Genomic DNA, 14,928 nt, shown 5'->3' on the forward strand with positions numbered 1-14,928 from the left:
AACCATTAAAAATTAAAGTTATGGATGTAAATTCAAACAACAAGTCCGGCTCTGATGAACAGATGATGGAAATTCTTCTTGTCTTTGACAAGGAAAAGAAAACGATTAATGCCGTAAAGGGTATTGATGAAAACGGGGAACTGCAAACTGTTCCGCCAAAGCAGGAACATAACAACGATTTCCTGAAAGTGGATAAGCAGGGGAACGCACTTGAAAATTTCTTGAAGAACTTTTTCAACCAGCTAAAAGACCCGACCCGTTTCAGTTTCTTCAAAATAGCACCCGAAGATACCGAACGGACAGTAAAAATCATTCAGGAGAATATCAAGAATCCGACACCTGCTGCGGATGAAATACTTGATAAAATCCGTATCGAGCCGAAAGAACCGAAACCGGAAGTTCCAAAGGAATCCACTACACAGGAACAGAAGCCAGCCGATACGAATAAGTATTTCATCGACCCTAACAAAATTAACTGGGACGACCTGAAAAATCTGGGAATCACCAAAGAACAGCTTGAGAAGTCAAAGGCATTAGAACCTATGCTGCGAGGATATAAGTCGCCTTCCACTTTTCCAATTGAAGCCAACTTCGGGTCAATGGTAATGAAAACGGATGCCCGTCTTTCGTTTCGTCCGGACAGTGAAGGAAATGTGGTTTTGGCAATTCATGGTATCCGTAAAGAACCGGAACTTGACCGTCCGTTCTTTGGACACCAGTTTACCGATGAAGACAAAAAGAATCTCCGGGAAACCGGAAACATAGGTAGAATTGTTGATGTAAAGAACTATCGCACAGGTGAACTTGTACCTTCTTTTATCAGTATCGACAAACAGACCAATGAACTGGTATCCATGAAGGCTTCGTCCCTCAAACTACCCGATGAAATAAAAGGTGTTAAGCTGGATGAAAAACAGAAAGCTGCCCTGATGGAAGGTAAAGCGGTATTCCTTGAAAATATGATTTCCGCCAAGAATAAACCGTTTTCTGCCTTCGTTCAGGTCAATGCGGAAAAACGCAGCCTTGAATTTATCTTTCCCGAAAAAGAGCAAAAGCATACCCAGCAACAGGGACAACAGCAGAGGAACGACCAGCCCGAAGGGGTGCGTATTCCCAAATCCCTTGCAGGAGTGGAATTATCCGACAAACAGCAGGCTGATTTGCGGGCGGATAAAACCATCTATGTAAAAGGGTTGAAAGATAAAGAAGGTCAGGAATATAACGCCTATGTAAAGGTAAACCATGAAAAAGGAAAGCTGGATTTTTACAAATTCAATCCTGATAAAGCGAAAGAGAAAGCCAAAGAAATAACCCCTGCCAACGAACATAAAACACAGGTAGCGGTCAATTCCGAAGGCAAAACGAACGAAGCGACCAAGCATACGAAAGAACCTTTGAAGCCCGGACAAGCTACACCTACCGGGGAACAGAAGAAAAAGCGGGAAGAAAAGAAAGAAGAACAGAAGCCCGACAAACCTAAAAAGTCGCAAGGTCGCAAAATGAAATAATTATTAACCACAAAAATCCAATTATATAATGATAGCAGTAATAGCAGAAAAGCCCAGTGTGGCAAGGGATATAGCCACCGTACTGGGTGCAACAAAAAAGAATGACGGGAACATTTCAGGTAACGGATACATCGTTACCTGGGCGTTCGGTCATTTGGTAGGACTTGCCATGCCTGATGCCTACGGAATCGAAAACTTCAGGCGGGAAAATTTACCCATACTACCGCAGTCATTCCAGCTTATTCCCCGTCAGATAAAAACCGACAAAGGATATAAGCCCGATACTGGGACGGTTAAGCAACTCAAGATTATTAAAGAAATATTCGACCAGTGCGATAAGATTATCGTTGCAACTGATGCCGGAAGAGAAGGTGAACTGATATTCAGGTACATTTACCAATATCTTGAGTGTCGGAAACCTTTCGTCCGCTTATGGATAAGCAGCCTGACGGATAAAGCCATCCGGGACGGATTGCAGAATCTCAAGGACGGGACAATGTACGATAACCTTTTCCGGTCGGCAAAGGCAAGAAGCGAAGCAGATTGGCTTATCGGCATTAATGCTTCCCAAGCGTTAAGTATAGCTGCCGGAAGAGGGACATATTCTTTGGGACGGGTACAGACACCCACGCTGGCGATGATATGTTCCCGTTATCTTGAGAACAAGAACTTCGTTCCACAGAAGTATTGGCAACTGAAATTACACACCGGGAAAGACAGCATCGAGTTTTCAGCCCTTTCAGAAGAAAAATTCGATAGCCAGCAACCTGCCATCGACAAGTTGCAAATAATAAAGGATAGCGGTCAGGTGCAGGTTAAATCGGTAGAATGCAAGGAAGTGAACCAAGAGCCACCGCTTTTGTATGACCTTACCACCTTGCAAAAGGAAGCCAATACAAAACTTAATTTCTCCGCAGATAAAACGCTGTCTATTGCACAAAAACTGTATGAATGCAAGCTGATTTCATACCCCCGAACCGGAAGCCGTTATATATCACAGGATGTTTTCGATGAAATACCAGAACGTATTTCCCTACTGGAAACTTACGACCGGTTTGCCGGCTACGCAAAATCAATGAAAGGCAGCAGTCTGAATCGGCGTTCGGTGGACGATAAGAAAGTTACCGACCACCACGCCCTGATTATTACCGAAAATAAGCCCGGAAGTTTACAGGCGGATGAACAGGCAATATATGAACTGGTTGCCGGAAGGATGCTGGAAGCTTTCTCGCAAAAGTGTGTCAAGGAAGTTACTTCAATTTCTCTCACCAGTGGCGAGAGTATTTTTGCAGTGAAAGGAACAGTAATAAAGTCTGCCGGATGGCGGACTGTTTTCAACGCCCAAGAAGAAGGCGAAGAAAATACAGTTTTACCAGCATTAAAAGAAGGTGAAAATTTACCCCTCTCCGATATTGAGTTACTGGAAAAGCAGACTAAGCCCAAGCCGTTACATACGGAAAGTTCTTTGTTGTCGGCTATGGAAAATGCAGGAAAGGAACTGGAAGATGCAGAACTGAAAGCCAGTATGAAGGATTCCGGTATCGGTACGCCAGCGACACGGGCAGCGATTATTGAAACTCTCTTTACCCGCCAGTATATTATCCGGGAGAAGAAAGCTCTTGTGCCGACAGAAAAGGGACTGGCGGTTTACGATATAGTCCGGGACAAGAAAATCGCAGATGTGGAAATGACAGGTATGTGGGAAAACGCACTATCCAAGATTGAAAGCGGGGAAATGAATCCCGACACCTTCCATAAAAGTACAGAAGTTCATGCTTCACAGATAACCAGCGAACTTTTAGGGGTGCAGCTCACCTTATCAACGCAGCAGGATTTAACCTGCCCGAAATGCGGGACAGGTCGGATCCTGCTGTATCCGAAAGTAGCAAAGTGTGATAATACTGATTGCGGGCTGGTTATCTTCCGAAATAAAAGTGATAAGCAATTAACGGATAAACAGATTACGGAACTGGTAACAGCGAAGAAAACCGGAATGATAAAAGGTTTCAGGAGTAAAGCCGGAAAGCCCTTTGATGCTTCACTGGCTTTTGACGACCAGTTCAATGTGGTATTCGTTTTCCCTGAAAAGAAAGGGAAATCAAGGAAATAATCCGAAATTCCGTATCTTTACCACAGAAAATTCCATTATGAATAGATTTTATGCTATCCGTAATTGAGGATTTTTGTGGTTAGCACCCGGTGGGGACACTGGGTGCTTTTCAGTTTAATTCATACCTAAAATTATATGTTGCACATAATATTCCACCATCCAGTGAATGACAATCTGATAATTCCCATTCTGAACCGATTGTTTTTCCGATAAAAGAAACACCTTCTCCCAACATGATAGGAACTGTGTAAATTGTCAATTCATCCAGCAGTTGATTATTGATTAAAGATGTGATAAGTTTACCGCCCCCAATAACTACCAAATCGGATTCCATTCCTTTTTTCAATCCTTGAATAACATCGAAAGGATTGTCGGTTATGAAAGCTAAATATTCTTCCTGAATAGTATTTATAGGGGTATTTGTGACAACAAAAGTCTTTTTACTTTTGTATGGCCAACCACCCCAGCGTTCAAAAATAAAATTATAGGTATTTGTGCCGGAAATCAGCGTTTCTGCGGAACTATAAACTTTGTTGATAGATTCTTTTACTTCTTTTGTAATCCAGTCAATTTCACCATCTTTACGGGCAATAAACCCATCAAGAGATACAGCTATTTGCGATTTTAAGATTCCCATATCAGTAGGTATTAAACAGTTATAAAACTGTTCGCCAGCCCATCAAAAAGAAGCGTGGAACTCACACTGCTCCGATACGAGGTACTGGCATACCTAAGAATAGAAGACAGGCAAGCCCACGCTATACAACGATAGCATAGACATTGCACAGTAGTCCCTATTCTTTTGAAAATTGCCAGTTTTCGTATCGAGACGTTCTGCGAACGTTATGTTATATATCAATTCTGAAAGATTAACTTTCAGCTTTTTATCTCAAATTTTCTTCTGCAAAGATACTGAAAGTCGGTGATATAAGCTATTATTTTTTACAGTTTCTCCCGAATCAACTTATGTACATCGGTAGCTTTATAATAGCATCGACCATCATCCAGTTTTATATACGGAAGGATACCTTTTTTTCGATAACGTTGGAGTGTGCGAAGACTGACTTTCAAAAGAAACATCAAATCCTGATTATCCAAAAGCTGTTCACCATCCAAACAATTACGCTGGGTTGCCAATCGGTCGATTTTCTTTTCGGTCATATCGAACCTGTCCATTATACGTTCCATCCAAGCGATGAATGTTTCCCTATCTATATTCATAACAATAACCGATTAAAAATGACCTTTAATAAAATAACTCTGATTTGAAGGGTCTTTAATAATAATTTCCTTCTCCCGCATAAAGCGTATATAACTTTTCGCTGTGCGTTCCTTTACATCCATAATCTGCTGTATCTGTTCGCACAGGTCTATATAAGTGATAAATGTTTGCTGGTCGAACACTTCACGGGCTACGCTTACCAGTTCTTTTTCTTTCCGCTTCTCTTTTTCTTCACGGGGCTTTTCACCACGATATAGGTGCATCCCGGTTTCCTTATCCCAAGAAAAAAGCATTAGCGGAACATCCAACGGACTGCCTTCCCGTACCTTCAAGGCTTTCACTACTGATACAGTCGGTTCATTATCCAGCTCGATGGAGAGGATGGCAGCCGATTTTCGTTGCAGTTCCGACCCCAAGTGTCCACGAAGCTTTAATCCGTTCGGGACATAGTGCAATACACAAACAATACAGGTCTGATATATTCCAGCCAATCGGTAGAGTTCATCGACAACCCGCAAACTTTCGGCTTCATCATTGGCGGAATGTACCAAATCTGCAATACCATCTATGACAACTAACTGAATACCGCCATATTGATAATGAAACTTATCCATACTTTGAACAATAGCCTGTAAACGTTCCTTCCGGGACATCCCGGTCAGACAGAATGCTTTCAACTCTTCCGGCTTTCCCGGTTGTTTTGCCCGCTTTAATAGGTTGGAAACATTCTTAAACAGTTGTACTTCGGACTGTTCTGTATCATACAACAGGACAGCTTTATTTTGGCTGTTTTCGTGTACATTGATTCCCAATGTATCAATACAAATATTTTCCGGTCTGATTGACCCGGCAACCAACGCAGCAACATAGTTGCTTTTCCCTGTACCTTCACCACCTGTGATGCAAAGGATATTTCCCTGTGTTCCCAGTGGCACATCCCCGGCAGATATGATTTCCTGTGCTTTTGCCGGAGGGTTATTAAAATCTATTTCGCACGATTTCAGCATAGTCATAGTATCGCTGTATAGAGTATCTAAAAAATCAAGGAAGAGTTTCAGAAACGATTCACGGCTATTTCCAAGCCTGAAATAATCGGATATATCTTTCTCTTCTTTTGTTCCTGAAAGCGGTAATAGAAGACGTTTTACACCATATTCTGCTAACTGTTTTTCATGTTTAGAAGAACTCTCAAGCCCGGTTTTATCCATATCATAAAGCAGGATGATATGTTTGAACCGGAAAGACAGTTTGTGAATGATAGTTGCCGGAATATTTACGGTTTCGCTGTTAAAGCATATCGCATGAAATCCCTTCGCTGCGAGGGAAAGGACATCTTTTTCACCACCAGTGATAAAAACTGTGTCACCTTTGGCTGGTAACTGTTCCAATCCGAAGCTGTAATTTTCCCCCATATCACCCCCATATAAGAATCGCATTTTGGAAAATGGACGGTATAGTTTGATATATCGTTTGCTCTTATAACCAAATATGGGTTCTCCCAATGATGAAGTTATGGAGTATGGTTTTCCTTCTGAATTTTCGCTTTTGAACTCTCTGATAGAACAGACCTTGTACTGTGCCAATATTTCAGAAGTGATGCCGAACGTTTTCCAATATTCCAATTCATTCCGGGAAATTTTTTGTTCCTGAAAACTATATGGTTTAGCTTTCTTTTCAGGAATGACAAGTATAGATTCCTTCGGACTATATGGTACAGAGGTATCTGTATTCTCTGATAATCCAAGTGATAAATCCTTATTAATAGTTTTCAATATCTCGACAAAATCATTAGCATTGTTACAGTTCAAACCTTTCAGTTTTCCTACGAGGTAGAAACAATCCCCACTATACTCGTCATTCCCAAAGTCTTTCAGCTTATATACTCCGGCTTTTCGGTCGAAATAAATATTACACGAAGCCTTATTGTCTTTATACAATGGGTTGAAGAAATTACGTCCTACACGCCATTGACAAGCAATGTAATATCTAAAAACGTTCAGTCCGTTACTTGTTCTTTCTAAGATTTCTTCTTTCCTTAACATATAGCTTATGGTTTGTTACTAAATCGTTTAAACATTCTGAATTGCTCTTAATCAGTCGTTCTTCCAGCATCCGTTTTATTTCTCCGATTTTGTAGAAATATCGACCCCGAATATTGGAATAGGCGATTGTGCCTGATACCCGAAGCCTTTGTAATGTTTTGTCGCTGATTTTTAAGAATGTGCAGACTTCGTAACTATCCACCCATATTTCATCTTCGTTTATATCTTCCGATTCCTGTTTGTTAAGGATATAATCTGCAATGGCGTTAATCTTTGCTTCCAATTCCTTAAATGCTTTTGATTCTATCGTTATGACATCCATAATTGTAACTAATTGATTTGCTGCAAAGATGAAGGGATAAAATCAAATAAAAACCACAGTTTTACCCACCTGTGGTGAAATTTTTATTCAATAAAAAAGGCGAAACATTGATAGCTTCGCCTTTGGTAACTTGCCAGTACCTCGTATCGGATTGACAGTAATTAATCCTCTTCTTCCATCCGCCGAAGAAGATTCTTTTGTAGAATATCTAAATATCTTGTTCTGTTAATTTTACGTCCCTTTATCTCCATGTATATGTGATAGAAGTCCCCCAAATCTATATTGAACATCTTTTCAAAATTCACAGCTATTGTTTTTATATCAGTATTTCCCTTATCGAATGCACCGCAAGTATCAAAGGCGTAAATCAGTTCAACAAGCCCACGTTTTGAGCCTGTCCAAGTCATTTGACAACAAGAACCCTGATTCCTTTTCCGAAGACCTTCATTTGTTAGTTCTTTTATCCTGTTCGTGAGGTAAATTTTAATTAACTCGTTGGCTAAAATTTTTGCGACCTTGAAATCATAACTGGTGGAGAACTGTGGGTCTGAATCGAAAAAAGAATTATCTATAATCAAATGTATATCTGGCTTTCCACGAAGAAAGTATTTATCGTCAAGATAACAGGCATTTGTTCGGTAGTATTGATAAAAAGTGAGATTTTGATTGAAAAAAGTAGTGAGAGAATCTAATTCTGATACATAATATTGCGTTTGAACATCATCGCTTCCGGTAGGACGTTTTAACTCAATATTGTAAATGCTATTGTAATAGATTAATTTACTACTAATTTGAGGTTTCAAGTGTTTGAAAAACAATATTTCTTCTGAATTATCCTGAAATTTATAATTCAATACGAACGACTTTAAATCAGAAATTATATCCTGTAAGTAATTAATTACTTTTTTACACACATGGAGAAAGTCGGATTCGTTTAATTCTATTGTTTGAATTTCCGAATCCACTTCCTGTAATAGATTGCTGAAATAGTCTTTTATTGTTATTTCTCCCATCGTAGTTATCGTTTTGATTCCTGATGATATATTTATTTTCTCATTTTCATATATTTTTATCTGTGATAAAACAGTAAGAACCTGAATCCGCTAAAAAACAGTTTCAGGTTCTTATCTCAAAAAGGATAACTTACATAGAGAATAAGAAAATTCCTATTCCTTCCTGTTTTGTAGCATTACACCTTTTCTTTCCATTCTATAACTGCAAAGTTCCCCTCTGAAATTTCCTTTACTTTATTAATCCATTGTACTTCGCTTAGTGCTTTGGCTTTAAGGAAAGGACTATTCGTTGAAGTAAGCAGCAGACTGGAATTAACTACCCACCATTTGTTTTTAATTCCGGCACGTTGTAAATCCTGTTGCAGCCTTTGTGCTTCAAATACAGGCGTTGTTTCGGGCAGAGTTACAATAACCACCTCTGTTTCCTTCTCATTCCGTAAACGAGGCAGCAGGTTTTGAACCGCAGGAGTAATATTTCCCTGTGTCCGTTCCACTTCTTTATGATAACTTTGAGTTGAATCCAATAATAGCAACGTGTGTCCGGTAGGGGCAGTATCTATCACTACCACTTCATTATCCGCTTTGGCAACAATTTCGGCAAAGGAATTAAAAACAGCGATTTCCTGTGTACAGGGCGAACGCAGGTCTTCTTCGATATAGCTTAAATCGGCATCCCCCATTGTTTCCCTTGCTTTATCCAATACGTTTTTTTGATAAGCGGCAAGCACCGCTTTTTCGTCTATATGACTTACTGTAATACCATCTAATTTCGTTTCGATGAAGGACAGGTGATTGGCTGGGTCAGTTGTAGTCAAATGCACTTTTACGCCTTTTTTAGCCAACCCACGAGCAATATTCCCGGCAATAGTAGTTTTGCCGACACCACCTTTACCCATCGTAAAAATTACACGCTTACCCGATTGGTAGAGGTCTTCAATAACGCTGTCAATCGTATTGAAATCATCTTTTTCAATATGCGCTACATCGTTCTTTATGGTTACATCTGCATTCAGCATATTACGGATATTATCAATACCCGTCATATTATAAGAACGAAGCGGAACTATGTATGTATTCAGTTTTAACAAGGCTGACGAACGGTTATTGAGTGCATTTTGCTGGCGTTCGTAAATCTGTTTGGAAATACTGTCGTTTGCATCGTAGTTTTCTAAAACTCCATTTATAATTAGATGCTGTGTTTCAATGCCTAAATCCAGCAGTTCATTAGATGAACGTTCGACCTCTTTCAAAGGACTTTCTTCCGGTCTGCTGACAAGGAAAAGTGTAGTTTGGGTTTTATCTGTCAGGGTAGCAACAGCATTCTTATATACTTCTTTACGGTCTTCCAGTCCCGAAAGCTGTCCTAAACAAGATGCTCCGGTTGTATTTTCGGCAATAAAAGTGTTCCATGCCGATGGCAGTTGAAGCATTCGCAGGGTATGTCCGGTAGGTGCAGTATCAAAGATGATATAGTCGAATCCCCTGCGCTTTTCTTCGTTGGTAATAAAGTCGGAGAACTCATTAAAAGCTGCAATTTCAACGGTACACGAACCTGAAAGCTGTTCTTCCATATTGGTAATAACACTTTCGGGTAATTTCCCACGATAAGGGGCGATAACTGATTCCCGGTATTCGGCTGCTGCCTGTTCCGGGTCAAGATTGACTACTGTAAGGTTTGGAACCTCTTTAATAGCTGTTCCCTTATTGTCTAACGGCATATCAAATACATCCTGTAAATTGGATGCAGGGTCGGTACTTATCAAAAGTACCTTATTACTGTTATCAGCGAGATTCACTGCCGTAGCACAGGCGATGGATGTTTTCCCAACGCCACCTTTACCCGTGAAGAATATATACTGGGTAAGTTTTTCGTTTGCCGGATTATACTTTTTCATATCTATATCTGTTTTATGGTTACAATCTGGGATGTAAACATCCTGTTCTACCTATTTTTACAGATAGAATAAATTGTTGTAAACCTGATTATTGTTACTGTTATTTCTTAACGGTCAAGTCCTCTTCGGGGACATTTAACCATTCTGCAATCTGCTTATTTGAGGGGTATTGCTTTGTCAGAACGACTTCACCGTCCAGTGTTGTGATAGGAAGCACTTCTGCCGATTCTTTCATCAGGTATTCGTTGATTTTCTTGTTATCAACATAAACCTGTGGATGGTCACGCAAATTAAAGCGTTCGATGATAACACCTTTCTTTTTCAGGCTTTCGATAACAACTGCTATCCGCATTAATTCAGGGTCTATATTTACCCCACATAGTCCGGTAGGACAACACAATGCCGGGTCGTATATCTTTACGGCTTTCCGTGTATCTAACTTTAAATCAACCATATTATTTTTATTTATTCTGTTACTAATTTCTTTATCTCTTCTTCGGATGGTACATAGCCCTTTATTTTCACTTCACCATCCACAACGATAGCGGGTAACGACATAATGTTATACTTCACTATCTCCAGTATATCTTCTTCTTTCTTCAAAGTTGCTTTACTGTTCGTGTCGGCAATTACTTTGGCAACTCTGTTATACGTGGTTTTGCAATTTGCACATCCAGTGCCTAATACTATAATTTCCATTTTCGTTCTCTTTAAATATTTGTAATGATATAATAAACTCCTACGATGATAAAGATGGCGGCTACTATCCGCTTAAACCATACCTGAAAGGTTTTCATATTATTGTAGAACTTTCCGACATTCCCGATACTATATGCCAATAACCAAGCGATGATTATTACAGGCAACCCGGTGGCAATAGCAAATACCGGAGGAAGTAATAATCCTGACGGGCTGGCTATCGTCATAGGTATAAGCACCCCGAAGTAAAGAACTCCGCTATATGGACAAAAAGCCAAAGCAAACACAACTCCCATCAAAAAGGCATTCCAGTAATTCCGTTTATTTGGCTTATTTTCCAATCCTGATGTAAGTTTATTCATTCCATTAAACTTGAATTTTATTACATCGAGCATTAAGATTCCTACTATAACTAATGCTATCCCCAGCCAAAATCCACCGATATTTTGAAGAAACCTTGCTATCTGAAACTGACTTGCTCCGAAATAGAAGATAGTTCCAAGAGCCGTATAAGAAAACATCCTGCCAAGAGTATAGAAAACCCCGTTAAGCAATACCCGCCTTTTGTCGGCAATATCCTTGCTTAAATAAGCCGTAGCCGTAATGTTGGTAGCCAACGGGCAAGGACTTATTGCAGTCATTAAGCCGAGCAAGAATGCCGTCAGTAGTGGGAAATTAGACCCATCGACAAGATTTTGTAAAAACTCCATCATAGGTATTATAGCCTTGCGTTTACTTCTTTCTTAATCAGTTCTGTAAGCACGTCAGGAGTATTGACAGCATTGGCGAAACCTTCTTTTGTCAGGTCGATATAATTATCGCCTTTTTCAATGATAAGGGCATTCCAAGTAATCTCATACTTCTCTACCAGTTTAGCATTTGCTTTATCTTCCGTGTTTATCTCTACAAAACGAACTTTCTTATTATCAGCAAAAGCCTTTTCTATGGTTTCTTTAGTTACTTTCTCAACTGCCACACAGGTTTTGCAACGTTGCTTTCCATGAAAGTAATACACATTCACCACAGAAGCATCTGCAACTTGTTCTTTAGCTGCCGTTTCAGATTCAGCAGCTTGTCCGTTTTTCTTTTGTGTATTACCACCACAAGCAACCAGCAATACAGCAAAAAGTCCGATTAAAATACATTTCTTCATACATTTTCTTTTTATTGGTTTGTACTATGTTTATTTATAATATTTCTTCCGAAGCCAAAATGCTAAGTTTACCAACAGGATTAATACCGGGACTTCGACCAAAGGCCCGACTACTCCGGCGAAGGCTTGCCCACTATGTAATCCGAATACACCAATTGCCACTGCGATAGCCAGTTCAAAATTGTTTCCGGTTGCAGTAAAGGCAATCGAAGCATTTTTATCATAAGAAGCCCCCATAAGCTTACCTGCGAAGAAGCTAAGCAAGAACATCACCACAAAGTAGATAAGCAACGGTATAGCTATGCGAACTACATCCAGTGGTATTTGCACAATCAGTTCACCTTTCAGGCTGAACATAAGGATGATAGTAAACAGTAGTGCTATTAAAGTTATAGGGGATATTTTAGGGATGAACTTTTCTTTATACCATTGTTCTCCTTTTAATTTAACCAATATAAATCGGCTTAATATTCCCATCAAGAAAGGAATACCTAAGTAAATAGCAACCGTTTCGGCAATCGTACCGATAGAAATATCAACGATAGCCCCTTCAAAACCGAATAGGGGAGGAAGTTTTGTAACAAACAACCAAGCGTAGAAGCTATAAAAGAACACTTGAAAGATACTGTTTAAGGCTACTAATCCTGCACCGTATTCCGTATTTCCTTCTGCTAAGTCGTTCCATACAAGAACCATCGCTATACATCGTGCTAATCCGATAAGAATTACTCCTACCATATATTCCGGGTAATCGTGTAAGAAGATGATGGCAAGTAAAAACATTAATACTGGCCCGATAATCCAGTTCAGGATTAACGAGATTGATAATATTTTTACGTTTTTGAAAACCTTCGGTAATTGTTTGTAATCGACCTTTGCCAATGGTGGGTACATCATTAAGATTAAACCGATAGCTAAAGGGATGTTTGTAGTTCCACTGGATAATGAATCTATTGTACTGCTGAATGATGGGAAAAAGTAACCCAGCCCAACGCCAATAGCCATAGCCAAAAATATCCAAAGAGTGAGATTCTTATCTAAAAAACTCATTTTCTTCTTACTCATTGCTTTTTATTTTTTCGATATATAGTTTGTAAAATGCTTCTTTAATTTCGTCCCTTACCCGAATAAATTCAGAGTGGATAAATTCAGGCGAACCCGTTGCTTCTGATGGGTCTTCAAATCCTATGTGCAAACGATTCTTAACATTACCGGAAAAGGTAGGGCAACTTTCATTTGCACCACCGCAAACCGTAATAACATAGTCCCATTCTTCATTCAAGTATTTATCTACATTGTCGGATGTATGGTGCGAAATATCTATTCCGGCATCTTTCATAACCTCCACTGCTTGAGGATTTAATTTTCCACTCGCTTTTGTCCCTGCGGAATATACTTTTAGTGATGGGTCAAAAGAATGCAAGAACCCATGTGCCATTTGGCTACGACAACTGTTACCAGTACATAGAATAAGTATTTTCATAGCTTCAATTATTTATGTTAAGCAACCAATGACCGACATCCTGCCATTGATTAAATTTCCATCCTATTTCTTTCATGTGTGAAGCTTGCTTGAATCCAAATTTCTCGTGCAACTTCACACTGCCTTCATTTGGAATACAAATTCCAGCAATTAACACATGGATATTTTTTTTATCTAAGTTTTGGAATAGATGGTTGTATAACACTGTTCCAAATCCTTTTCCAGTATGGTCTTTATCTAAATAAATTGTAACCTCTTTTGTAGATGAATAAGCACACCTGCCATTCCATTTGTGGATGTAATAGTATCCTACTATATTACCATTGATTTCTCCGACATAATAGGAAAATCCGGAATCAATAATCTCACTGATACGTCCTTTCATTTCTTCTACTGAAACAGGAGCAGTTTCAAATGTTACAGCCGTATTCTCAATGTAATAGTTATATATTTCACAAATCCTACGGGCGTCTTCTAATTTTACTTTTCTAATTTTCATATCACTTTATTTATCTGAACACACCAAACGAATGTAGTTCGCCAAACAACGAACGTCTGTCGGAAAAAATATATGCTGATTAACAGCATACATCTTTTACATATACATTAAAAAGGTCTGCAAATAACTTTCGGGCTATTTCCCAGTTCTCCTTATTGATACAATACCTCACTTTCGGGGTTTCGATTTCTCCCTGAATTAAGCCCGCATCTTTGAGTTCTTTTAAGTGCTGTGATACGGTCGCTTTAGCTATCGGAAGTTCATCGTGAATATCCCCAAAGAAACAACTTTCTTGCGATGCCAAAAACAGTAGTATCGCAATCCGGGTAGGATGTCCCATTGCTTTTGCAAAGCGGGCAATTAATTCCTGTTCTTCAATGTCATTCTTAATCTTCACAATTCTATCTCCTTTATTTGTTGTTCGCAAAACTACGAACAATATTTCAAACAAACAAATTTTTCTGCATTTTTTAGTGCAAGGTGCAAGTATCTATATAGATAAGCTTGCACCTTGCACTAATGCTAAAGCATTGAGGACTAAATAATTTGCAAATATGAAATTTATATGTATCTTTGAACCCACGATATATGCAGAAGAGCATAGGTCAAAGGTGGACAAATAAGGCTATTTAATTTGTGCCTATTTCGTTACCGATTATAAGTTTGGAAAAACAAAAGCATTGACTTTTAAGCACATAAGGGGGAAGGTTCACTGACCTCTCTCTCCGCAAACAAGGGTGTAAATCAGCGAGTTATGAGATTTACACCCTTTTCTGCACCCAAAAACTTACGAGTTAAGAAAACTCCACCCAAGACCGCAACTGGGGTGGAGATGTTTGTTTAGGGCTAATCAATCTTCCTCAGAACTAACAATACAGCCCTATTATATAGTCGTCCCTTAAAATTCTTTTTAATCTCTGATATTCAGCAAATTAGTTTGCGAATATCTTTGCTAAATCTGCAAGTTTTCTTATCTTCATAG

Annotated in this window: 16 protein-coding genes; 2 read left to right on the forward strand and 14 right to left on the reverse strand. The window is 39.2% G+C overall.

Translation table 11 applies throughout. The features are described 5' to 3' along the window. The first annotated feature begins 20 nt into the window (after positions 1–20). Together HQ50_RS01325 and HQ50_RS01330 are read left to right on the forward strand one after the other, a co-directional pair. On the forward strand, positions 21–1,508 hold the full coding sequence (locus tag HQ50_RS01325) for a DUF3945 domain-containing protein (RefSeq protein ID WP_039427728.1): 1,488 nt from the start codon (positions 21–23) through the stop codon (positions 1,506–1,508). Positions 1,509–1,536: 28 nt separating this feature from the next. Then, complete coding sequence (locus HQ50_RS01330; protein ID WP_036868535.1) at positions 1,537–3,618, forward strand: type IA DNA topoisomerase; 2,082 nt, start codon at positions 1,537–1,539, stop codon at positions 3,616–3,618. A gap of 109 nt (positions 3,619–3,727) precedes the next feature. On the opposite strand, the gene HQ50_RS01335 is transcribed toward HQ50_RS01330, so the two are convergent. The 14 genes from HQ50_RS01335 to HQ50_RS01400 form a co-directional block, all read right to left on the reverse strand. Next, a complete protein-coding gene (locus HQ50_RS01335; protein WP_036868532.1) occupies positions 3,728–4,255 on the reverse strand; it encodes a dihydrofolate reductase family protein in 528 nt (175 codons plus the stop codon). Positions 4,256–4,560: 305 nt separating this feature from the next. Then, positions 4,561–4,839, reverse strand: a complete 279-nt coding sequence (locus HQ50_RS01340; RefSeq protein ID WP_025003738.1) for a helix-turn-helix domain-containing protein — start codon at positions 4,837–4,839, stop codon at positions 4,561–4,563. Between the two features lie 12 nt (positions 4,840–4,851). Then, on the reverse strand, positions 4,852–6,882 hold the full coding sequence (locus tag HQ50_RS01345; protein WP_036868528.1) for a bifunctional DNA primase/helicase: 2,031 nt from the start codon (positions 6,880–6,882) through the stop codon (positions 4,852–4,854). Next, positions 6,845–7,204, reverse strand: coding sequence for a helix-turn-helix domain-containing protein (locus tag HQ50_RS01350; protein ID WP_025003740.1), 360 nt, complete (start codon positions 7,202–7,204; stop codon positions 6,845–6,847). The genes HQ50_RS01345 and HQ50_RS01350 overlap by 38 nt, the downstream gene beginning before the upstream one ends. Before the next feature lie 161 nt (positions 7,205–7,365). Further along, on the reverse strand, positions 7,366–8,217 hold the full coding sequence (locus tag HQ50_RS01355) for an RteC domain-containing protein (protein WP_041993577.1): 852 nt from the start codon (positions 8,215–8,217) through the stop codon (positions 7,366–7,368). Between the two features lie 176 nt (positions 8,218–8,393). Further along, positions 8,394–10,112, reverse strand: a complete 1,719-nt coding sequence (gene arsA / locus HQ50_RS01360; protein ID WP_036868521.1) for an arsenical pump-driving ATPase — start codon at positions 10,110–10,112, stop codon at positions 8,394–8,396. A 100-nt stretch (positions 10,113–10,212) separates the two neighbouring features. Continuing rightward, a complete protein-coding gene (gene arsD / locus HQ50_RS01365) occupies positions 10,213–10,566 on the reverse strand; it encodes an arsenite efflux transporter metallochaperone ArsD (RefSeq protein WP_025003743.1) in 354 nt (117 codons plus the stop codon). Between the two features lie 11 nt (positions 10,567–10,577). Beyond that, positions 10,578–10,811, reverse strand: a complete 234-nt coding sequence (locus HQ50_RS01370) for a thioredoxin family protein (protein WP_025003744.1) — start codon at positions 10,809–10,811, stop codon at positions 10,578–10,580. 11 nt (positions 10,812–10,822) lie between these two features. Next, complete coding sequence (locus tag HQ50_RS01375) at positions 10,823–11,521, reverse strand: aromatic aminobenezylarsenical efflux permease ArsG family transporter (RefSeq protein WP_025836653.1); 699 nt, start codon at positions 11,519–11,521, stop codon at positions 10,823–10,825. An 8-nt stretch (positions 11,522–11,529) separates the two neighbouring features. Then, positions 11,530–11,964, reverse strand: coding sequence for a nitrophenyl compound nitroreductase subunit ArsF family protein (locus HQ50_RS01380; protein ID WP_025836651.1), 435 nt, complete (start codon positions 11,962–11,964; stop codon positions 11,530–11,532). A 30-nt stretch (positions 11,965–11,994) separates the two neighbouring features. Further along, positions 11,995–13,029: an ACR3 family arsenite efflux transporter gene (gene arsB, locus HQ50_RS01385; RefSeq protein ID WP_036868517.1), complete on the reverse strand. Its 1,035-nt coding sequence runs from the start codon at positions 13,027–13,029 to the stop codon at positions 11,995–11,997. Next, on the reverse strand, positions 13,022–13,447 hold the full coding sequence (locus HQ50_RS01390) for an arsenate reductase ArsC (protein WP_025836648.1): 426 nt from the start codon (positions 13,445–13,447) through the stop codon (positions 13,022–13,024). The genes arsB and HQ50_RS01390 overlap by 8 nt, the downstream gene beginning before the upstream one ends. A 4-nt stretch (positions 13,448–13,451) precedes the next feature. Continuing rightward, positions 13,452–13,946 carry a GNAT family N-acetyltransferase gene (locus HQ50_RS01395; RefSeq protein ID WP_025836647.1) on the reverse strand — a complete coding sequence of 165 codons (495 nt, stop codon included), beginning with the start codon at positions 13,944–13,946 and terminating at the stop codon, positions 13,452–13,454. A gap of 79 nt (positions 13,947–14,025) precedes the next feature. Further along, the gene (locus HQ50_RS01400) at positions 14,026–14,343 is read right to left on the reverse strand and encodes a helix-turn-helix transcriptional regulator (RefSeq protein ID WP_034542507.1); all 318 of its coding nucleotides are present in this window, start codon (positions 14,341–14,343) and stop codon (positions 14,026–14,028) included. Between the last annotated feature and the right edge of the window lie 585 nt (positions 14,344–14,928).

Source organism: Porphyromonas sp. COT-052 OH4946 (assembly GCF_000765965.1).
GTDB lineage: Bacteria > Bacteroidota > Bacteroidia > Bacteroidales > Porphyromonadaceae > Porphyromonas > Porphyromonas gulae.